Source organism: Candidatus Binatia bacterium (genome assembly GCA_026415395.1).
Taxonomy (GTDB): domain Bacteria; phylum Desulfobacterota; class Binatia; order HRBIN30; family HRBIN30; genus HRBIN30.
In genome coordinates this window covers 88,923-109,090 of record JAOAHD010000007.1, presented here as the reverse complement: position 1 = coordinate 109,090, position 20,168 = coordinate 88,923, and the positions used below count along the sequence as shown (strand labels likewise).

At 62.8% G+C, this 20,168-nt stretch carries 17 protein-coding genes and 1 pseudogene; 9 read left to right on the top strand and 9 right to left on the bottom strand.

Going from position 1 to position 20,168, the window contains the following annotated elements; translation table 11 throughout:
* The first annotated feature begins 17 nt into the window (after positions 1 to 17).
* On the top strand, positions 18 to 1,826 hold the full coding sequence (locus N3C12_05065; protein ID MCX8071804.1) for a VWA domain-containing protein: 1,809 nt from the start codon (positions 18 to 20) through the stop codon (positions 1,824 to 1,826).
* A complete protein-coding gene (locus tag N3C12_05060; GenBank protein ID MCX8071803.1) occupies positions 1,823 to 4,456 on the top strand; it encodes a VWA domain-containing protein in 2,634 nt (877 codons plus the stop codon). Before N3C12_05065 ends, N3C12_05060 begins: the two co-directional genes overlap by 4 nt.
* Before the next feature lie 285 nt (positions 4,457 to 4,741).
* Here N3C12_05060 and N3C12_05055 read toward each other — a convergent pair.
* A pseudogene (locus N3C12_05055) lies at positions 4,742 to 4,870 on the bottom strand (DUF3494 domain-containing protein).
* Positions 4,871 to 5,516: 646 nt separating this feature from the next.
* Here N3C12_05055 and ispG point away from each other — a divergent pair.
* The 6 genes from ispG to N3C12_05025 all read left to right on the top strand — a co-directional run bounded on the left by ispG (position 5,517) and on the right by N3C12_05025 (position 12,377).
* A complete protein-coding gene (gene ispG / locus N3C12_05050; GenBank protein ID MCX8071802.1) occupies positions 5,517 to 6,686 on the top strand; it encodes a (E)-4-hydroxy-3-methylbut-2-enyl-diphosphate synthase in 1,170 nt (389 codons plus the stop codon).
* A 72-nt stretch (positions 6,687 to 6,758) separates the two neighbouring features.
* Entirely contained in the window at positions 6,759 to 7,064 is a 306-nt protein-coding gene (locus N3C12_05045; protein ID MCX8071801.1) for a hypothetical protein, read from the top strand.
* Between the two features lie 7 nt (positions 7,065 to 7,071).
* Positions 7,072 to 9,408, top strand: a complete 2,337-nt coding sequence (locus N3C12_05040; GenBank protein ID MCX8071800.1) for an endonuclease MutS2 — start codon at positions 7,072 to 7,074, stop codon at positions 9,406 to 9,408.
* 73 nt (positions 9,409 to 9,481) lie between these two features.
* Positions 9,482 to 10,513 (top strand): zinc-binding dehydrogenase, encoded by a 1,032-nt coding sequence (locus tag N3C12_05035; GenBank protein MCX8071799.1) that lies wholly within the window; start codon positions 9,482 to 9,484, stop codon positions 10,511 to 10,513.
* 631 nt (positions 10,514 to 11,144) lie between these two features.
* Positions 11,145 to 12,065 carry an alpha/beta hydrolase gene (locus N3C12_05030; GenBank protein ID MCX8071798.1) on the top strand — a complete coding sequence of 307 codons (921 nt, stop codon included), beginning with the start codon at positions 11,145 to 11,147 and terminating at the stop codon, positions 12,063 to 12,065.
* Between the two features lie 33 nt (positions 12,066 to 12,098).
* Positions 12,099 to 12,377, top strand: a complete 279-nt coding sequence (locus N3C12_05025; protein MCX8071797.1) for a TMEM165/GDT1 family protein — start codon at positions 12,099 to 12,101, stop codon at positions 12,375 to 12,377.
* Between the two features lie 125 nt (positions 12,378 to 12,502).
* Here the strand turns inward: N3C12_05025 and N3C12_05020 are convergent, their stop codons facing one another.
* Positions 12,503 to 12,829 carry a cupin domain-containing protein gene (locus tag N3C12_05020; GenBank protein MCX8071796.1) on the bottom strand — a complete coding sequence of 109 codons (327 nt, stop codon included), beginning with the start codon at positions 12,827 to 12,829 and terminating at the stop codon, positions 12,503 to 12,505.
* 26 nt (positions 12,830 to 12,855) lie between these two features.
* Complete coding sequence (locus N3C12_05015) at positions 12,856 to 14,034, bottom strand: acetate/propionate family kinase (protein ID MCX8071795.1); 1,179 nt, start codon at positions 14,032 to 14,034, stop codon at positions 12,856 to 12,858.
* A 122-nt stretch (positions 14,035 to 14,156) separates the two neighbouring features.
* Between N3C12_05015 and N3C12_05010 the strand changes: the two genes are divergently transcribed.
* Complete coding sequence (locus tag N3C12_05010) at positions 14,157 to 15,359, top strand: 2-oxo acid dehydrogenase subunit E2 (protein ID MCX8071794.1); 1,203 nt, start codon at positions 14,157 to 14,159, stop codon at positions 15,357 to 15,359.
* A gap of 115 nt (positions 15,360 to 15,474) precedes the next feature.
* Here N3C12_05010 and N3C12_05005 read toward each other — a convergent pair whose 3' ends face one another.
* The 6 genes from N3C12_05005 to N3C12_04980 all read right to left on the bottom strand — a co-directional run bounded on the left by N3C12_05005 (position 15,475) and on the right by N3C12_04980 (position 20,138).
* Entirely contained in the window at positions 15,475 to 16,842 is a 1,368-nt protein-coding gene (locus N3C12_05005; protein MCX8071793.1) for a hypothetical protein, read from the bottom strand.
* Positions 16,843 to 17,133: 291 nt separating this feature from the next.
* Positions 17,134 to 17,418 (bottom strand): hypothetical protein, encoded by a 285-nt coding sequence (locus N3C12_05000; GenBank protein ID MCX8071792.1) that lies wholly within the window; start codon positions 17,416 to 17,418, stop codon positions 17,134 to 17,136.
* Positions 17,418 to 18,581: a hypothetical protein gene (locus N3C12_04995; protein MCX8071791.1), complete on the bottom strand. Its 1,164-nt coding sequence runs from the start codon at positions 18,579 to 18,581 to the stop codon at positions 17,418 to 17,420. Before N3C12_04995 ends, N3C12_05000 begins: the two co-directional genes overlap by 1 nt.
* Positions 18,578 to 19,240 (bottom strand): hypothetical protein, encoded by a 663-nt coding sequence (locus N3C12_04990; GenBank protein ID MCX8071790.1) that lies wholly within the window; start codon positions 19,238 to 19,240, stop codon positions 18,578 to 18,580. Before N3C12_04990 ends, N3C12_04995 begins: the two co-directional genes overlap by 4 nt.
* Entirely contained in the window at positions 19,216 to 19,635 is a 420-nt protein-coding gene (locus N3C12_04985) for a type II secretion system GspH family protein (protein ID MCX8071789.1), read from the bottom strand. The genes N3C12_04990 and N3C12_04985 overlap by 25 nt, the downstream gene beginning before the upstream one ends.
* Positions 19,632 to 20,138 (bottom strand): prepilin-type N-terminal cleavage/methylation domain-containing protein, encoded by a 507-nt coding sequence (locus N3C12_04980; protein MCX8071788.1) that lies wholly within the window; start codon positions 20,136 to 20,138, stop codon positions 19,632 to 19,634. The genes N3C12_04985 and N3C12_04980 overlap by 4 nt, the downstream gene beginning before the upstream one ends.
* Between the last annotated feature and the right edge of the window lie 30 nt (positions 20,139 to 20,168).

Sequence of the window (20,168 nt, the reverse complement as noted above, 5' to 3'; positions counted from 1 at the left end):
CCGGAGAGACAAGTGCCGTGAGGTTTTCCGAACCCATTGCTTGGACCTTCGCCAGTTTGGCACTCGTGCTCCTTTACCTATATTTCCGCCCGCGCCCGCGCAGAGCGATCGTCGTTCCAGCAGTGTTTTTGTGGCCCGACTCGCCGCCCCGACAGCAACGACGGTGGGATCCTTTGCTGCTCTTGCAGCTTCTCGCGCTCGGTTCTCTGGTCGCGGCCTTAGCCGGCCCTTATCGGGAGCACGTTTCCCCCACGGCCCCAAAGTCGCACGTGCTGGTGCTCGATCGCAGTGCGAGCATGCAGGCAACCGACGCACAGGGCACGCGCTTTGCGGCTGCCAAAGTCCAAGCTCTGGACTACCTAAACGCGCTGCGGCCCGGAGACCGTGTGGCCGTGGTGGCCGTCAGCGAGCAGCCGGAAATCATTGTACCGTTTTCCACGGACCATGATCGCGTGGCAGCGCAATTAACCGCCCTCGAGCCGTACGACAGTGCGGGCAGTCTCGCGCAGGCGTTAGCGCTCGCGCAAACATTGGCCAATGCATCCGAGCCGCAGGGGCGCATTGCCGTGTTCAGCGACTTTGCCGATGCCGACGTGCCGCCGAGCTTGCTTGCCGGCGCCGCTTCGTTTCCCATTGGCAGGAGCGATCGAAACGTCGGCATCACGGAGTTGACCCTGGCGCAGCGGCCCTGGCAAACCATTCGCGACAGCGAACTTACCATCCGCGTGCGCAATTACGGGAGCCATTTGGAGCATGGTTTGTTGGCTGTGGAGTGGCAAGGCCGCCCTCTCCTTCGGCAAGGAATCACACTGCCGCCACGCGAGAGTGACACGGTGATTGTCGAGCGTTTGCCCGGCGCGGGAATGCTGTCGATCAAGCTTACGGCGGATGATCTACTGGCGACGGACAATGAAGCAGCGATTTGGGTACCCGAGCCTCAGCCGTTACGATTGTGCGTTACCTCGGCGCAGCCCTGGCCGGAGTTACAAACGCTCGCGCAGGCAGTGCCCGGCTTACGATTGGGACGCAAGGACTGCGCGACGGGCACCTCGCCCGCCGACATTTACTTGTTTCACCGCGCACGGCCTCCGGAGGAATTTCGCTATCCGGCGCTGGTCATCGATCCACCGCCGCAACAACATGGAGCTGGACAGCGCTCGGTTCGAGAGTTGGCCCTCGTTGCCTGGGATGTGCAACACCCGATTTTTTCTCACTGGACACCCGCGTTTCCCTCTCCAGTCAAGGCCGTGGGCGAACTCGCCCCTCCTACAGGGGCGGTGCCAATTTTGTGGGGCCGAGACCGGCAAGAGTTGGTGCCCGTAGCTTGGGCGGCCGAGCGTCCCGCCCGCCAAGTTTGGCTTGGCTTCGATCTGGCGCACGAGCCCGCCCTCTCCGTGGAGGGTTTTCCCCTTGCCGTTTTCCTGCTGGAGAGTCTCTCGTGGCTTCGGCCGGTCCCGGCAGCACAAGAGTTCTGGAGTGTCGGCAAGCCGTATCCATTAAACGTGGGCACACCGGCTGTCGTGCGTCTGCCGAACGGCAGCGAACACACGCTGCTGGCCGAGGGAAGTTTCACGCCCCATTGGCGCGGCCACTATGAGGTTCGCGGCCCCGGGGGCGAAGCGTCGTTTGTCGCTGTCGCCATGGATGCCCGCGAAAGTGACATTGCTCCCAAGCTAGCACTCCCGGCCGCGCACACGCGCAGCCTGCCCGAGCAACCAACACGTACGCGGATTCCCTGGGGAAGCGCAGTGCTCACCACCGCCCTCGTGCTGTTGTTGCTGGAAGCCTGGGCGTCGGGCCGACTGGCCGCGGAGGGGCGCAGATGACTTGGAGTTACGTCTGGTCGCGCGCCGCGGACGTTCGGCTCGGGATCGAAGAGCCGTTGTGGCTACTGGCTGTGCTCGCGCTGGGCTGGTTTTTGTACTGGGGACGGCACCGCGCGCGATGGCCAGCGTTGGCGGCCGTACTTCGCTCCGTGGCGTGGATTGCGGCTGTTGCTGGCTTGGCTGGGCTACACCTGCGCGTGCCGCTTCCCGAGTCGCCGGCAACCATTGTGGCGCTCGTGGATCGCTCGGCGAGTATCGACGAGGTGGGGCGCCGCTGGCAGGACCAGTTCCTTGCGGAGCTCGATCGCCGGCGCAGCCCCACGGATGAAATTGGCGTAGTTGTCTTTGCTGGCGAAGCCCGTGTGGTGCGCTGGCCCCACGCCGCGCCGCTCAGCACTCCGCTCGTGCCCGCGCCAAATGCGTGGGAGACAAACTTAGCGGCGGCTTTGGATGCGGCGCGCGGGCTGTTGCCAGCCGGCCGGGAGGCGAAGCTCGTGTTGCTGACCGATGGCAATGAAACGCGCGGCGATGCGCGCAGCTTGCTCCCGGCGTTGCGTGCAATGGGCACAGTGATTCACGCCGCCATTCCGCCGCGCGCGGAGGAAGCGCCAACGCAGGTCACGCAGCTTTTCGTCCCACAAGTGGCGCCGGCCTGGACGATCCTCCCCGTGCGCGGCGTGGTTATGCATCGCGGAGCCGCAGAAACGGCTGCCGTACGGTTGTGGGTCGACGATGCTTTGGTCGAAGCGAGCACCATGAAACTAGAACCAGGAACCACACCCCTCAACCTTCTTTGGCATGCCAGCGATCCTGGCACGCATCTGGTGCGCTTGGAAGTGCAACCGCACAGCAGCGGCTACTCGTCGACCGGAGCGAGCAGAGACACCCAAGTGTCTCTGACCTCCCCACTGCGGCTCCTGCTGGTGTCGGCGCGCACGAACTCCCCGCTCGCTGCCGTGGCGCGGGCGCAGCAACTCGAATTGCGGCGCGTCACGCCCGAGGGGCTGCGTGCAGGTGCGATCGAGTGGGAGGCTTACCATCTCGTGATCTTGGAAGAGCCCACGGGAAAGTTCCCGCCGCGGATCTGGTCCGAGCTGAGCCAATATGTCGCCAGCGGTGGGGGCCTGGTTGTCGTGGGTGGTGAATCGACCTTTGGCGACGCGCGGTTAAAGGCCAGCGGGCTCGCAGAACTGCTGCCGGTAACTTTCGAGGTCCGACGCCCGCCTCGCCCGGAGCGGGAGCCTCTGTCGCTCTTTCTCCTCATCGATCGTTCCAACAGCATGGGATACCACATCTACGACCGCATGCGCCGCAGCGATGACGAATCGAAGCTTGCGTACGCGCGCCGCGCGGCCCTGGCCCTGATCGAGCAACTGCGGGACACGGATCGTGTCGGGGTTCTCGCCTTCGACTCGCAAATGTACGAGGTGGCACCCCTCGCCCCGCTTGCCGAAAACCGCGGGCTGCTCGAGCACAACATCGCGCGGCTCCAGCCCGGCGGCGGAACCGATTTTTACGAAGCCTTGCAACGGGCCAGCGCGGAACTCAGCCGCCAACACGCGCGTGGGGGCCACATTATCCTGCTGACGGATGGCGACACCAACCGCTCCGCCATCGAACACGAACCCGTACTGCGAAGGCTGGAAGAGTCGGGCGTGAGTGTCACCACGATCCGCATCGGCGACGATACCGTAAACCTCGAATTCTTGCAGTCGATCTCGAACCGCACCGGCGGGAAGTTTTACCACGTGCGCGATGCCAGCGAACTCCCGCAACTGCTGCTGCAGGATACAAGCCGCACCATTACCCAAAAACCGCGTGGCGGCAGTACCTTTGCCGTGCGCGCGGGCCGGCCCAGTCAGGTGACGCAGGCCATCGCATGGGATAGCGCTCCACCGTTAAGCGGGTATGCATACACGCAACTCAAGCCGAATGCTGAGCTCTGGCTTCGCATCGACCAAGCGGATCGCTCCGACCCGTTGCTTGCAGCTTGGAACTACGGTGCGGGCCGTGTGGTCGTGTTTACCGCGGCGTGGAGCGAAGGCGCAGAGCCGTGGCTGGCGTGGCCGGAAAATTCCCAATTTTGGGCGCAACTCCTGCGCTGGACCGCACGCGAGATTTCTCCACGCGACTTCGCCGTGGGCTTGGAGGCTGAGGGAGCTGGCGCCTGGCAACTGTGGATTGAAAGCTTTGCAGAACGCGGCCCCGCAGAAGTCCTCGGTCGCCTTGTGCTCGGGGAACAGGTGCAGGAACCACGTTTTTCGCTAGCCGGGAAGCGGAAACTCATCGGCCGGGTACAAGCTGTGCCCGGATCTAAGGGAGAGCTGACTCTGTTAGTCCGTTGGCAAGGACGCTCGCTCGAAGAGCGGCGTTACTCGCTTTACTTCCCCAGCGCAGCAGGCCGCGCTCGTGGCGAGGAGGTGCGCGAACCCAATCGGCCGCTATTGGAAGTGCTCACGCAAGCAACCGGCGGCCGGCTGGATGCGAAAGCCAGCGACGTCGTAACCCGATCGCAGACGGGCGGGCAAACGGCAGCGAAGTCCCTCGACTGGGTGCTATTACCCTTGGCGATGTTTGCCTTTGTGGGCGATGTCGCCGCTCGCAAGCTTTTGCGGACTCGTTCCCGCTAGCTCCGCTGCTCGACAACTCGATCGGACTCGACGGCAGGCGTGCGTCCACAAACACCCGCGCAGCGTTGGTTTGCGTACGCTTTATGGCGCCGCTGGGCAGCCAGACAAAGCTACGTTCACAGCTCGCAGCAGTTCGTCAATGGTCACTTGCCCATCGCCACTCGAGTCCATGGCCGCGCAGCGGTCGACCGGGGCCAATTCCAAGGCGATGCTCACCCCGGTTACGAGCTCGTCCACTGTGACCTCACGGTCGTCATTGCAGTCACCCGGACAAAGGGTGGCTTCCGGGGTCATTGTGGCCGTTGGGGATGGCGTGGGAGAGGCAGTTGGTGAGGGCGGAATCGGCTCGGGCGTCACCGTGGCTGTGGGTGAGGGAGCCAAGGTGGACGTCGGCGAGGGTGTCGAGGTGGCTGTCGTTGCTTCAGCGACAACCTGAACCACCCGAGTGGTTGCTGCGGCCAAATCGCCTTGGTTTGTGCCGTTACGGTTCACGCTGTTCCCGGCTGCAAATAAAGTGTAAGAGCCGGGTTGCGAAGGCGCCTGCCATTGAAACTCGAAGGCCGCCTGCCCACTGCTGTCGTTGGCCTTCGGCATCGTGTGGGTGATCTCGCCAGCCATGAGGCGCGTACCTTGTCCCGGCAGGGACATGAGCGTCCCGGCTGATGCCGCCACGTTCAGGCCGGCGGCAATTTGCTGCGGGCTATTTGACTGAATGACGAAACGAAACGTGGCAATCGCACCAGGGGCGAGTTCCCTCGGACCTTCGAGGCTCACTGTCGGCGCCACCCCGCCACCATGGCAGAAAGGTTGGTTGCAGATAGGCCCTTGCCTGCCCGACACTCCTGTGATCCCGGTGGAATACGCTGATGCCTGGGTCGCAAAGACCACGCTGGAAAGGAGCCAGACCCATCGGAACCACCGCCAGGTTTGGTGTGTGTCCATCGTCCTCGCCATGCAAGCCCGTGATGCTGAGCAGGTGTAGCCGCTGTGTCAAGCCGCCACGTTCGCTGCACGCGCTGTTTGGTTGAGCAGCGAAATGCCTTGGGCTAGCCTCGCGCCCATGGCGCACCAGAACCAGGAACGACAGCGGAGGACGCGGGCGGTGCCGGTGGGGGGCATCGTCATCGGCGGTGGTGCGCCCGTGGTTGTGCAAAGCATGTGCGCCACAAAAACCCGCGATGTGGACGCAACCGTTGCGCAAGTGCAGCAACTTCATGCGGCTGGCGCCGGTGTGGTCCGCATTGCCGTCGACAACGATTTAGAGGTCGAAGCGTTAAAAGAAATCCGCCGGCAAACGCCGGGGATCGTGCTTTCCGTCGACCTCCAGGAAAACTACCGCCTGGCGGCGCGCGTGGCGCCGTATGTGGATAAGGTGCGCTACAACCCTGGCCATCTCCACCACCTGGAGCGACACAAAAGCATCAAAGACAAAGTTGCTTGGCTCGTTGCCGTCGCCCGCGAGCACGGCATCGCTTTGCGCATTGGCGTGAATTGTGGCTCCCTCGCTCCTGAATTCACCGAGAAATATCCGCAGGACCAGCTCGAGGCCTCCGTGCAGTCGGCCGTGTATCATGCCGACTTGATGGAAGAGCTCGGCTTCGAGCGCTTCGTGGTTTCGCTCAAGGACTCGGATCCGCGTAAAGTGGTGGTGTCGAACAAGCGCTTTGCGGCGCTGCGACCACAGGTTCCCCTGCATCTGGGCGTGACCGAGGCAGGGATGCCGCCCGAAGGCGTGATCAAAACTCGCTTGGCGTTCGAGCCCTTGCTGGCCAAAGGGATCGGGGAAACGATTCGGGTGTCGTTGACTCTGCCCAACGCGCGCAAGCACGAAGAGGTGATTGCCGGCAAGCAAATTTTGGCGGACGTCGCTGCAAATCGTTTCATCTCGGCGCCCGACTTCGATCGCGGCTTAAACATCATTTCATGCCCGAGCTGCTCGCGGGTGGAAAACGAGCGCTTTGTGGAGCTGGCGGAGCAAGTGCGGGAACTCACCCGCTATGCGGCCAATTACCGGATCACGATTGCGGTGATGGGCTGTCGGGTAAACGGCCCGGGTGAAACCGATGACGCCGACCTCGGCTTGTGGTGTGGTCCGACCACCGTGAACCTCAAGCGCGGCCACCGGAAGCTTGGCACTTTTTCTTACGCGGAGGTGCTCCCGCGGCTTAAGGCGGAAGTCGACCGCCTCATTGCAGAGCGTGGCCAGGGAGAGCAGCCGGTCGAGGCGTAAAACGGGTGGAGAGTGAGCGTCGAGTCTGACTGGGAGCAGGTTGCTGTGGCAGAGCGAAACGGAGGTAAGATCATGCTCGGCTTTGTGGTGCGGCGCTGCGCGCACGCGATCGGGCATGATCCGTCGCCGGAAGAATTTGCCGCCTGGGCCAACACCTATCGGGAAGAACCGTTCGACCGGCCGACGCATCTCTTCGGCCGGCCCATTACCGTCGCGGAGGCCGAGGTGATTTTGCGGAACCCGGGGCGACTCGTGCGCACCCGCCTTGGGCCTCCCAGCCCGGGTGATCAGCCTGAACTGCCGCAGGCCAATGTGGCGGGCGCGCGTGTGATCGTGCTTCAGCCGCGCGATCGCCTGCGCAACGCCGGGCAGAAGTAAGAGAGCTGTGCGCGACCGCGACCTCGAGGCATTGGAGTTCCCGCGCGTTCTCGAGCAGCTTGCTGCCTTTGCGCGCTCGCCCGCGGGAAAAAAGGCCTGCCTGGAGTTGCGGCCACACGTGCAGCTCCGCGAGGCCGACGCTGCCCTTACGGTCACGAAGGAGCTTGCTGAACTGAGCGCCGCGCATGGCGACTTGCCGATCGGCGAGTTCCCTGACATTCGTGCGGTGCTTCTCCTGGCGGCGCGGCCGGGAGCGACGCTGGACGGAGCAAGCCTGCTTACCGTGCGCCAGGTTCTCGACGTCGCGGAGGACACGCGTCGCTTTTTGCGCCAGCACGGCCGGCCGTACCCTGCGTTACACCCTTGGCTCGAGCGCATCGCCCCTTTGCTCGAGCTCCGCGCTACACTCCATCGCGCGCTCGACGAACACGGGCAAGTGAGCGACGACGCCAGCGACGAGCTTGCTCAGGTGCGGCGCGAAATTCGCCACCTCAGATCCCGCCTCGAGCGCCGCTTGCAAGCGCTGCTTTACGAGCCGCATATGCAAGAGGTCCTGGCCGACCACTTCGTCACCATACGCCACAACCGTTACGTGATCCCGGTGCGCAGCAGCTACGCCGCCCGCTTCGAGGGTGTCGTGCAGGACCGCTCTGCTTCCGGGGAAACTGCCTTCATCGAGCCGCTCTTTGCCGTCGAGGCCAACAACCGCCTAATGATGGCCGCCAAGGAAGAGGAACGGCTCGTCCAGCGAATTTTGGCTGACCTGACCGAGATGGTGCACAGTGAGCAGCCGGCCTTAGTCGCCACGTTCGAAGCCCTGACCGAGCTCGACCGCTTGTCAGCCCTGGTGCGCTACGGCCGTTCTTATCAAGGCACGGTGCCCAAGCTGGGGGCTGAGGAAATTCGTTTGCCTGGTGCGCGTCACCCGCTCCTCCTAGCGCAACAGCGAACGGTCGTACCGGTGGACCTCATGCTCCCACAGGGCAAGAGCATTTTGGTCATTACCGGCCCGAACACCGGAGGAAAAACAGTTGCGTTGAAGACCCTGGGACTCCTCGCCCTCATGGCCCAGTCCGGCTTCCTGCTGCCCGCAGCAGAAGGCAGCCAGCTCCCGCTGTTCTCGGGCGTGTTTGCGGACATTGGGGATGAGCAAAGTTTGGCGCGGAACTTATCGACCTTCTCTGCCCACATCGCCAACCTGACAGAAATCTTCCGTTCGGTCACGCCGCCCGCGCTTGTCTTGCTGGATGAACCCGGCGTAGGCACCGATCCAGAAGAAGGGGCAGCCTTGGCGATCGGCTTGCTCCGCACCCTGAATCGACCCGGAATTCGCCTGGTCGCTACTTCCCACTACTCGCCCGTGAAATTGTTCGCGCTGGCCGAGGAGGCATGTTTGGCTGCCGCCGTGGACTTCGATGTGGAGTCGCTCGAGCCCAGGTATCACCTGGTGTACCACAGCATCGGCGAAAGTCTGGCCTTTCCCATCGCCGCCCGTTTAGGGCTGCCCTCCGAGGTCCTCGAGGCGGCAGCCCAAGCTCGCTCGCGACAAGGAAGGGAGCTAGCCGAAGCGCTCGCCCGCTTGGAATCCGCGCGTCGCGCCTACGAGGAAAAGTTCGCGGCCACTGAGGAGGCGCGCGCGCGGGCTGAAGAGGCTCGTCGCGAAGCGGAGCGGCTCACCGCCGACTTGCGCGAGAAAAAGCGGCGCCAATGGGCTACCGAGTTGCAAGAAGCCCGAGAATTTTTACGCGGCTTACGCGAGCGCGGCGAGGAGCTGTTGGAGCAGGTGCGGCGCGGCGAAGCCGACCGTGCGGCGCTGCGGCGTTTCTTGCGAGAAGAACACGAGGCGGTGGAGCTCGCCGGACGGCAATGGCCGCCACCGGCGATTGCGCGGGAGGCGGCCGTGGGGGATTGGGTGGAGGTGGTTGGCCAGGGCGTGCGTGGCCGGCTCGCCAAAATATCGGGCGAGCGGGCTTGGATCGAGCGCGGCAGTATGCGCTTCGAGGTGCCGCGCGATCGGTTGCGGGCCGTGGCCGGCGGCGAAACCCAGCCGCGCACGCGCGAGCCGGAAACTACCCCCGCGGCGCCGGTAGAGGAGTTGCGGGAAATCAGCTTGCTCGGCTTCCGTACCCGCGAGGCGATCGAGCGCTTAGACCAATTCCTCGATGCCGCCACGCGGGCTGGGGTGGTGCGGGTCCGCGTGATCCACGGCATTGGCAGCGGTGCCCTCAAGCGCGCCGTGAGCGAGTACTTGGAGCAATCACCCTATTGCGTGAAGTTTCGTGCAGGCGAGAGTGGCGAGGGCGGTGCCGGCGTTACCATCGTCGACCTAGAAGAAACGACTTAGATCCCCTACACGGCCGGCAGCCCCCTTTGCCCGAGTTGGGGATGAGCAAAACGAACAGGCGAAGAGGTACGTGATGCGAGCAGTGGTGATGCGAAAGCAACGGTTGGTGGTCGACGAGGTTCCAGATCCCGAACCGCAGGAAGGCGAAGTGCTCGTGCGCACGCTCGCGTGCGGAATTTGCGGGTCCGACCTGCACGCTCTCCAGCATGCTGACAAGCTCGTGGAGGCGGCACGAGAAACGGGCACGCCGTTTTCCCTCGACCTGGAACGTGACGTGGTGATGGGCCACGAGTTTTGCTGCGAAGTGCTCGACTACGGGCCGCGCACGGCAGTGACGTTTCCACGAGGCCAACGCGTTGTATCGATGCCGCTCGTGTTTCGCGGCGGGGGCATCCTCGGAGTTGGCTATTCGAACGAGGTTCCAGGCGGCTACGGGGAACTCATGATACTATCGGCCGCGTTGCTGCTGGCAGTGCCGAATGGGCTCGCCGCGGAACACGCTGCCCTGACCGAGCCCATGGCTGTGGGTGTTCACGCTGTGGCGAAGGCACACATGCAGTCCTGGGATTGCCCAATTGTCATTGGTTGCGGTCCGGTGGGGCTTGCTGTCATTGCGGCGTTAAAGTTGCGCGGAGCGGAACCCATCGTTGCCGCGGACTTCTCGCCGACACGCCGCGCCTTAGCGGAACGGATGGGGGCCCACGTGGTGGTCGACCCGCGAGAGCAGTCGCCCTTTGCCGCCTATCGGCAGGCCGCCGCCGGACGGCCGGCCGTGGTTTTCGAGTGCGTCGGTGTGCCGGGAATCTTGCAAGACATCTTTCGTCAGGCCCCGCACGGCGCGCGTGTGATTGTGGCTGGCGTGTGCATGGAGCCGGATCGTATCTCACCCATTTATGGCATCAACAAGGAACTTGCGGTGCAATTTGTGCTCGGGTACACGCCGGAAGAGTTCGCTCAAACATTGCGCCATATCGCCGAGGGCGAGATTGAGGTTGCCCCGCTAGTCACTGGCCAAGTGGGTCTTGCCGAAGTTCCCGCAGCTTTTCACGAACTCTCTCAGCCCGACCGCCACGCGAAAATTATCGTCCGACCGGACCGCAGCTGAGCCTCCCGCGGCTGAGAGCTTGCGGACTCGTTCGTTTTTGCTCCGTTCCCACCAGTTCGAGCTGCGATGCGAATCGCGCTGCCGGCTGATGAAGCTGGGCGAGTTTGCGCGGCTGCCGCGAGCGCGTGGTCGTACCAGCGGTAGAGGAACCTCGCCCACCCCCTAGTGAGCGCGACCGGAACCCCAGCAATGGGCGCGTGTGCGCCTAGCAGTCACAGAGCGTACGGCCACTCCCTACTCACCACTCGCCACTCGCCACTCGCTACTCGCCGATCCATTCGCCATTCCCTATGCATGTCGCTCGCCGGCGCCAAGGGCGACGCATGAGTCGCCCCTACGATGGTGCTGGTGCCACGTGCCGAGGCGGCAACGCGCGTAGCACAGCTGGCACCACCATCGGGAATCGACATGTTCCCCCATTCGCCGTTCGTCAATTCCACCCACTCGCCACTCGCTACTCGCTGCTCACTACTCGCCACTCGCCAATGATCCACGCCGACGGGAGCCCCTCGGTGGGACCGTGCACAAAGGCCACATTGTGGCTACGGTTACGGCACGGTTCACGAGACGGCCAGGGAAAAGAGCGCCGTCACTTACAACGACCGGCTGCGCCCATGCGAGGAGGAACGCCATGCCAGAGTACTCAGAACGATTTTTTCGCAGCGGCACCCTGCGCATTCACTTTCGCGACTGGGGACGCCCACATTTTCCCCCGCTCGTGATTGTGCACGGCTTGCGCGATCACTCCCATTCCTTCGATGATTTGGCGCGAAGCCTCATCGATCGTTTTCGGGTATTAGCGATCGACCTGCGCGGACACGGCGACAGTGAAACCACACCCTACTACGCGTTCGGGCATTTTGTCCTGGACCTACACAACCTCGTTCGGGCGTTGCGGCTACGAAAGCCCGTGCTGGTGGGGCATTCGATGGGGGGCGAGGTAGTGGCAAATTACAGCGGATGTTTTCCCGACGTGCCTTCGAAGATCGTCATCATCGAAGGTCTCGGCCCTCCGCCCATCGATATGGATCAAGCGGTACGCCGCACATTGGAGGGATTTGCGCGCGTCGATCGTGCGTTTGCAGGTCACCCTGGGCTGCCGGACTTAGAAGCGGCGTACAAGCGCCTGCGCGAGCGCAACCCGCGGCTGCCCGAGGCCAAGGCACGCGAACTCGCACTGCTCGGCACCAGGGCACGGGAGGATGGCACCCTGGAGTGGAAGTTCGATCCCATGCTTGCCACCATGGCCATCACCGGCCCCTACCACCTCGAGTACAATATGGCGCTCTGGCGGCGCATTACCGCGCCGACGTTGATCATTCACGGTGCAGAATCCGGCGAATTTTGGCGGGACCAGCCCGGGGCCGTTTATCTGGAGCCGTGGGATCTCGAGCGGCGTTTAGCCTGTTTTCGCAATCATCGCTTTGTGGAAATTCCCGGCGCTGGGCACATGGTACACTTCGATCGCCCGCGCGAGTTGGTACTCGCTATTCGCGAGTTCCTACTCGAAGAATCGCAAGGGGAACGAGTTGCGCAAAGAGCACAGGCATAACGTTTGTTGGCTCGGCCTAAGGAGATAGCGAGCATGGACTGGAAGTTATTCCTCTCAACCTTTGTCGCCATCTTCCTCGCGGAAATCGGCGACAAGACTCAGTTGGCCACGTTGTCCCTGGCAGTCGGCGGGCAAAGCCGGTGGGCGGTGTTTCTCGGTGCTGCGTTAGCCTTGGTCGCCACCTCGGCAGTGGCCGTGCTAGCGGGCGAGGCGGTGACGCGCTGGGTGTCGCCGAGTTTGCTCCGGCGTCTGGCAGGCGTGTCTTTCTTGCTCCTCGGTCTGTGGTTTCTGCTCGGGCGACCCGAATCCTGAGGCAACGCAGTTCAGGGCGAGCGGTACAGCGCAACCAGCTACCGACGTTCCCGCATGCCACGGTAGGGGCCGAGAACCCATCGGCCGAGCAAATCCATCCGGAAACTTGTTCTCCGCCACCCGGCTCATGCTTGCCGGTGCTGCCCTCCGGGAGGTCGCTGGCCGATCAAGTACACCGCGCCGGAATTGCCCACATGGGCGGTGTGCAGTGTACCTGCGGGAAGCATGAGCCGGTCCCCGGGTCGCAAACGGAAGGTCTGCCCACTAGCCTGAAAGGTGATTTCTCCTGCCACAACCCAAATGCTCTCGTCGTGCGCGTGGGCGTGCGGCTCGTAGGTGGTGCCCGCCGGATCTTGCCAGCGGAACGGGTCGAAGCCCTCTTCGACCAGTTGAGCACGCAAAGTTTCCTCGTCGACCGGGCCTCCGGGCCAAGGATGCAACTCTAAACGCATGCCCTACCTCCTGCTTCCAAAGGTTGTTACCCTCCGAGCGCCCGCAGTTGGGCATAGGTCTCGCGGGCAATTTCGCCATTTTCGTCGCTCGGAATAACCCACACAGCCACGCCACTGTCGGCACGGGAGATCAACGCTTTGCCGGTCCGATTCGCCGCGGCATCGAGCCTCACCCCGAGCCACTCCAGTCCGGATGCAATCCGCTCCCGGATCACGGGTGAATGCTCGCCAATTCCCCCCGTGAACACGAGTACGTCGAGGCCCTGGAGAGCCCCAGCCAAGGATGCGACTTCGCGTTGCACGCGGTAAGCAAACAATTCGACTGCTTCCTGCGCTTCGCGGGCATCGCTGGCAAGGAGCTCGCGCATGTCACCGGAGAGCATCGAGAGTCCCTTGAGGCCAGACTCGTAGTACAGCATGTGCTCTACCTCGTCCAAGTCCAGCTCCGCATGACGGAGAAGGTAAACGAGCACGCCCGGATCGATGCTCCCGCAGCGAGTCGACATCGGCACGCCGTCGAGTGGAGTGAGCCCCATCGTCGTCGCGACCGAGCGCCCATCCGCGATGGCGCACAGGCTCACGCCGCTCCCGAGATGTGCCACCACCCACTTGCGCTCGCGCAATTCTGGCTGGCGCTCAGCGAGTTGCCGCACGATAGAGGCGAACGAAAGCCCATGAAAGCCGTAGCGGATCAGGCCCGCTTCGGCCCACCGCCGCGGCAAAGCGAATAAGCGCGCGACGCGCGGCTGCGCCGCGTGGAAGGCGGTGTCGAAGCAAGCCACCTGGATGGCTTGCGGCCAAAGCTCGCGGGCAAGATCCAAGGCCTCGACACAGCGTGGTTGGTGCAGCGGCGCAAAACAAGAGAACTCCGCGATGACGTCGCGCACTGCAGGCGTCACCACGGCCGCAGCGAAAAAGCGATGACCTCCGTGCACCACGCGATGGCCGACGGCAACAGGCGCAACGCCCGCGTATTGTTCTGCATACCAGTTGGCCACCCAACGAATCGCCGCCTCGCTCCCGAGGCAGCCGAGCGCCACAGTGTGGCGTGACCGTGCGGCTGCGGCGTAAATTTCCACTTCGGTCTGCCCATCGAGACCGGACACCGCGCCCGTGTACTCGAGCGCGACCTCGTCGTTGCAACGATAAACCCCGAACTTCACACTCGAGGAACCGGTGTTGAAAACCAACACTCGCCAAGACATAGGTCTACTGCTTCTCACGGAGGAGCTCAGGCGCTCCCGAGATTATCCGATTTGGAAGTGAGTGAGAATCTCTCCTAGAAGGCAAATGGTTGGAGTGGCGCGGCTGTGAAGGAGCTGGAACGATGGCGATTGAAATCCGCATGCCCAAGCTGAGCGATACCATGGAGGAGGGCACCATTTTGCGCTGGTACAAGCGAGTGGGGGAAATGGTCCAGCGCGGTGAGGTCATTGCCGAAGTGGAAACCGACAAGGCCGATATGGAGGTCGAGGCCGAGGCCAGCGGGATTGTGCGGGAAATCCGCGTGCCCGAAGGGGAAAGCGCACCGGTCGGCGCCGTGTTGGCCATTCTTGAAGAAGTGCAGGCTGGCGTACAGACGGCAGCCCCGACGCGCGAATCGGCTCCGCCGCCAGTGCGCGAGCCGACCGCAGCGCCACGCGGGGAAGCTGCCGCAGTAGGGAAAACGGCCGCCAAACCGGCGGCAAAACCGGCGGGACCGGCCGCCGAGCCAGCGCCGGAGCGACGCACCGGGGCGGCGCAGCCGCGAACCGAGGCGGCCGAGTCACCCGCGCCAGCTCCGGCACCACCACTGCCGCCGTCGTCCCTTCGCTGGAAGCCCCGGCTCGCGCCGACAAGCGGTCTCCATCCTGGGCGGCACCCGGAGAGCCGGTTGCGCCAAACGGTGGCCAAACAAATGGCGCAATCCAAGCGGGAAATTCCGCATTTTTACGTGACCTCGGAAATCGACATGACCGAAGCGGCGCGCCTCCGCGAGCAGCTTCTGGCCGCCAATGTGTTCCCAGAGCGCATCACCTACACACACTTGCTAATTCGTGCCCTCGCGCTCGTGCTGCCACGCCATCCTCGAGCAAACGCCTCTTGGATAGATGGCACGGTGGAAGTCCATGAGGATATCAACATCGGGATCGCGGTGGCGGTGGAGGACGGGCTCGTGGCTCCGGTGATCCACCGCTGCCAACACCTGGGTCTCCGCGAAATCGCGCAGGCGACCCAAGGTTTGGTGGAAAAAGCACAAGCGGGAAAATTCACTGGAGCAGAGCTCGTGGGTGCCACGTTTACGATCTCCAACATGGGGATGTTGGATATCGACTCTTTCGCTGCGGTGATCACTCCGCCCCAATCGGCAATCTTGGCGGTGGGGAGTATCCGGGAGCGCCCGGTTGTGCGCGCTGGCCAACTCGCGGTGGCCAAGACCATGAGGGTCACGCTATCCGCCGATCACCGTGTGCTGAACGGTGTTGAAGCGGGCCGCTTTTTAGAAGACTTGAAGCACACCCTCGAACAGCCGATCGTGCTCGTGTTGTGAATCGTTTTGTTGCTGTTTGAGCCAGAGGCTTGCTACTTCCGGCAACTGCCCCTCGGGGTCGTACCGGCACGTCCCTGCCGCAGGAGCTTCGTGCGTTCCGTACCGCGGGCGCCCGCTAAAGGTCGCCAGCGAATTCCTCGAAGTTGCTCCCGAAGCTGCTGGCAAAAGCGTTGCGCCAAGGTTGTTCGCCGGTCGCTTGCACGAAGCTGAGAACACGATGGATGCCGTATCGCTCGACAAGCGAGAGGACCGCGAGGTAGCTCAACGCATAGGCCACCTCGGCCTGAGCCTGCTCCAACGTGGCAAGCGATTGGGGCAAGCGCTCGAGCGACACCCCGTGAGCCTGCGAGACTAGGGTTTCTGCCCAGGATCGGCGCTCATCTGGTCGATTGCGCTCGCCCCACATCGCTAGCCCTTCTTGCAGCCAGCCTGGCGCCTGCCCGCGACTCCATTCAGAGACCAGCGCATGCACCAGCTCGTGGCGCGCCACACGTTCGAGTTGGTCGCGGTCGGTTTCGACCAGGCCGCCCACCGGCAATTGGATGCGGCCGCTATAAGCGCCACCTGCCCAATCAGGCGAACGCGTTACCGCATAAAAGTCCGCTGACGGATAGAGGACGACGCGCACTGGAGCAGTAGGTCCGACACCGAAGGTTGCCAGCAGGTGGTCGTATGCTGCTTCGAAACTGGCTACGACTAGGTCCAAAACCTCGCGACGATCGAAGGCGGGATGGCGGAAGTCGAAGCGAGCGCTGCGGCTGATCGTGTATTCCCACTCGGCGTCAACTTCGCGCCCGAGGCGTTCGATCTTCTCGTCCAGGCCGGGCACGTTGAGCCCCGCCTTGCGGGCGCGCAGGAAGTAATCCAAAGCTTGCACCCGATCGTCGCGCTGCTCGGCGGCTTCTCCTAAGCCGAAGAGCAAATAAGGGTGCTCAGGAAACTGCTCAAGGGCTTGCTGCCAAATTCTTTCCGCCTCCAAGCGGTTTCCTTGCTGCAACCTACACTTGCCGAGCCAATAGTCGACATCGGCATCACGACGCAGTTGGGATGCTTCGGCGAGGAGCCCCTCTGCCGCCGATCGCTTTCCCGCGCGCAGTTGTTCCACGCCCCACGCAAGCAAGACTTGCTGCAAATTGCGCCGGATTGCCTCACTTTGCGGATCGAGCCCCAAAGCCTCCCGCAACTGTTCGGCTGCTCTCGCCCAATCGCGCTCGCGAGCCGCGGCCACACCCGCATTGTTGTGCTGCACGGCAGCGACCGCCGGACCGGACACAGCGTCAGCCAGGTCATTCTGTGCGGCCGCGACGACATCGAACGCCGGGGTTGCCAGTGCCAACAACTCGGGGTGCGAAGCTGCAGGCGGCAGGCGCCACGGAGCCCGAGGCAGCACGATGCCAAGCAGCCAAAGAATGGCAGCGCCAGCCGCGAAACCAAGAAGTACGGCTCGTGCAATCGGGGCCCGCGGCAAACCGGCCTTCCGCATCGACACTCCTGAACGCACCTGCTTCTAGCAGGAGCGCGGGGTCGTGGGAGCCACCCGGCCCACGCAAACGCCTGTGGCCACCAACCAGAGCGTGAAGGACCGCAGGGCCTCTAACAGCCGGCTCGAGCTGTGTGCACCTCGAGTGGCGCAAGTTTGCCGCAAGCAGAGTCAGAATCGTGGCATTTGCCAACCATTCGTGCAGCCTGCTTCCAGAGTCTCCATTTGGCGATTCAAGGATGCACGAGAACGCGGCGCGCTCCTGGACCAGAACTCGGCGGGAACGCAAGAAAATCAGCGTGGGTTTTCGATCGCCCGCACGGTCTTGCTGCGCTGTTTTTGCACCGCCTCGAACTCTTCTTGTGCTTTCTTGATCTCCTCGGGGTTACCGCGCATGCGGGCCGCAAACAGTGCTCGTTGCTTCTGCAACACCACGTCGTCCAACTCTCGCAGCTTGGCTTGCGGGTCCTCCGGTTGTTCGAAGGCCGGTGGATCTCCCTCGGCCACTGCGCCGGGGATGAACCCAGCCGAAACAAAAAGCCCAAGTACCATCGGCACGGCAAACAAGCTTCTTCGCATTACAGTACCTCTTGCCAGGAAGTGATCATCATCGCCTTGGGCATGTAGCCCCCGCCGCTTGGTGGAACGATCATATTTAAGCAGGACTCACAAAAATTCACAATCGCACTGCCGCCGACACGAATGGTCATATGGGCGGTCCAAAGCGATCCCATCACCGTGGCGTTGCCCAGAACCGTCGTTTCGTCGTCAGAATTCGGGCCGCTGATTACCGTGCTTCCCCGGACGATAATCCAGCCAACGAAGTTCAAGTTCCCATTGATCGTGAGAGAGCCGTCGACAACTAAGATTCCCGCACCCGACGCATTGCCGTTGGCGTGAATGGTCACCTGCGAGGCCGTCAAATAAGTAATTTGCGGCGCAGCGAGGGTGCCGAAGGTTACGTTGCCGTTGATCCGGCTGCTGTTGTTCCTCACCACTCGTGGATCCTGCAACACCTGGTTGACGATACGGTTTAGATCTTGCCAATCGGGACCGCCGGTGGTGACCACGCTTGGGTTCAGTGGGCTCAAGGAAAATTCTGAGCCCCGCACGTTATCCTTCTGTTGCGTGTTCAGGGCTGACTTTACCGCGTTCGTCACGGTATCATTCCGCGTTGCAATCCCGGGCGCCACCGTGCCGGCCAGCAAGTTACCGTACGGATCGTGGTTATTGCCGTCGATGTCGAATGCGTTGCCGGAAAAGCTCGGGCTCACACTGTCGGCAGCAAGGTATATGGCACCGCTGCCACGTCCGATCGGCCCGCGTTTGACGCCAATGCGCACGCTGCGGCGGGCATTGTACGGTGCCCAGCCTGTAGCCGTAATCCAGCCGCGGTCGGCTGGGTTTGCGGGGTCTGCTTGCACGCTGGCCGAGAAGGTAAACTGCGAGTAGCCGGCGATCGATTGCACGCTCGGGTTAAACAGCGTGTGCCAGCGAGCCACAATGTCATTGCCGAAGTGGGTCACCCCTGTTTGGTTCATCACGTTCACCGCGCGCAGCGCCCCGGCTTCGGCAGAGAGCAAAGCCTGATTGCCAGATTGAAAGTGGTTGAGGGCACGGAATTCCAGGCCCGCGTACAAAGCCGCTGCCCCTCCCATGGTCATCAGCAACAGGAGCAGCATGAGAGTGCTCGGCAAAGCAAAACCAGACTCAGCCTGTTTGCAGCACGATCGCGGATTCATGTGCAGCCAACCTTGTTGACGAAGAACCGATTGCGCAAATCCGCGCTCGACGCTGCAGTTGCCGCGAGCGCAAGCGGGCTAGTCGGATCCACGGCAGCACGTTGCACGGTGATCGTCACACGAATGCGCTGCACCTGAGCACGCTGGGTTGCCGTCAAGCCGCTGGTTCCCGGATTCAGCTCGGTGCCGTTCGCATCATAGTAACGAAATTGCAAATCCGTCACCTTTACCGTGCTATCGGATAGCGGTTCCATGTTGCCGCCCGCGGTGCGAGACAGCACGCCAGAGGCCAGGCTGTACGTTACGTCCTCGCCGGCTGCGTCGATTGCGCCGGAGCCGTCGAGGTCGCTCACGATGCGCAGTCGATCCCGCTTTGCTTCGGGTAGCCCCTCGAAGGTTTTGACACACCGCGGGTCACCACCAGCACGCCGGATCTCGCTAACCACCAGTTGTACAATGTTCCTCGCCGTGGTTTGCACATCGAGCTGAGCTGTTTGGCCACGTAGGCCGTACAACTGCACGCGGTAGAGGCCAAGAACCGCAGCCATCGTCGTAAGACCCAAAACAGTCCCCACCAGGGCATCGGCCAAGGAGTATCCGCGCTGGTTGTGGCGAATCCTCGCTGTTCTGGTCTTCAACTGCACGTGGCCGTGGTACATAGATACGTTACCCCTAGAGCGGTGAAATTTGCCGGGCCAGAAAACACCACGCGCACTTCCACCCGTGCGAGGCCCAAGCCCGGAGTGTCGGGCGTTACCGTCCAAGAGCGCATAAACTTACCACCGCTCACTCCCCCAGCGGTGATCGGGTTGTTTGGGTCATTGTAGGTGCCCGCCTGGAGCTGCCACGGCTTTGTAGCGGGATCTAAGGCGCGCAGTTGCTCCATCAGGTCTTCGACCAGGGCATTTGCTGCAGTGGCAATCTTGCTTCGCGCTGTTTGATTCGTGACGTTGATCGTGGTTGCGGCAAGACCAGCAGCGGTGATGGCAAACAGCGCGAGCGCCACCACCACCTCGAGGGTACTGATCCCGGCTGCGGACCGTAGCTTGTTCATTGTACCCACACCTTGCCGATGGAGTTCATGGTGATCACCTGCCACTGGTAAGCTTGGTTGTATGCCCACACCGTTACCGGGCCACCAGCCATACCTTGCCGGTTAAAGGTGACCGTCTGCGGGGAGGCGTAAAACGAAACACCCGAAGGTATCGACGTGGGGGGGCCAACGTTCGTAAACGTTACCCCATCATTGCTCGTGCTCAGTTGATAGGTCGAGCCGTATCCAAGGGTGCCAATGTTTTGCGCGCCAAACTGGACACGAACGTACAGGTTCTCGCCGATGGCCTTCATGCGCGCACGCGCGAGGTCGACTGCTAGCTGGTTGGCTGCACTGCTCAGCCGGTACCGGACCGCATACGCGCTAAGCTGCGGGACACTGACGGCCGCAACGACAGATACGACACCTAGCGCGGTCAGCAGCTCGATCAACGAGTAACCGCTGGCTTCCCGGAAGCACCGTGCTGCCCACTTCGTAGAGCTCCAACGCCTGGCGCACTTCATGACAGCATCAGCCCATGCAGAAAACGGGCT

Coding starts and splice junctions, on each gene's coding strand:
- N3C12_05060 (MCX8071803.1), top strand. CDS start 1,823: ATGACTTGGAGTTACGTCTGGTCGCGCGCCGCGGACGTTCGGCTCGGG.
- ispG (MCX8071802.1), top strand. CDS start 5,517: ATGGCGCACCAGAACCAGGAACGACAGCGGAGGACGCGGGCGGTGCCG.
- N3C12_05045 (MCX8071801.1), top strand. CDS start 6,759: ATGCTCGGCTTTGTGGTGCGGCGCTGCGCGCACGCGATCGGGCATGAT.
- N3C12_05035 (MCX8071799.1), top strand. CDS start 9,482: ATGCGAGCAGTGGTGATGCGAAAGCAACGGTTGGTGGTCGACGAGGTT.
- N3C12_05030 (MCX8071798.1), top strand. CDS start 11,145: ATGCCAGAGTACTCAGAACGATTTTTTCGCAGCGGCACCCTGCGCATT.
- N3C12_05025 (MCX8071797.1), top strand. CDS start 12,099: ATGGACTGGAAGTTATTCCTCTCAACCTTTGTCGCCATCTTCCTCGCG.
- N3C12_05020 (MCX8071796.1), bottom strand. CDS start 12,829: ATGCGTTTAGAGTTGCATCCTTGGCCCGGAGGCCCGGTCGACGAGGAA.
- N3C12_05015 (MCX8071795.1), bottom strand. CDS start 14,034: ATGTCTTGGCGAGTGTTGGTTTTCAACACCGGTTCCTCGAGTGTGAAG.
- N3C12_05010 (MCX8071794.1), top strand. CDS start 14,157: ATGGCGATTGAAATCCGCATGCCCAAGCTGAGCGATACCATGGAGGAG.
- N3C12_05005 (MCX8071793.1), bottom strand. CDS start 16,842: ATGCGGAAGGCCGGTTTGCCGCGGGCCCCGATTGCACGAGCCGTACTT.
- N3C12_05000 (MCX8071792.1), bottom strand. CDS start 17,418: ATGCGAAGAAGCTTGTTTGCCGTGCCGATGGTACTTGGGCTTTTTGTT.
- N3C12_04995 (MCX8071791.1), bottom strand. CDS start 18,581: ATGAATCCGCGATCGTGCTGCAAACAGGCTGAGTCTGGTTTTGCTTTG.
- N3C12_04990 (MCX8071790.1), bottom strand. CDS start 19,240: ATGTACCACGGCCACGTGCAGTTGAAGACCAGAACAGCGAGGATTCGC.
- N3C12_04985 (MCX8071789.1), bottom strand. CDS start 19,635: ATGAACAAGCTACGGTCCGCAGCCGGGATCAGTACCCTCGAGGTGGTG.
- N3C12_04980 (MCX8071788.1), bottom strand. CDS start 20,138: ATGAAGTGCGCCAGGCGTTGGAGCTCTACGAAGTGGGCAGCACGGTGC.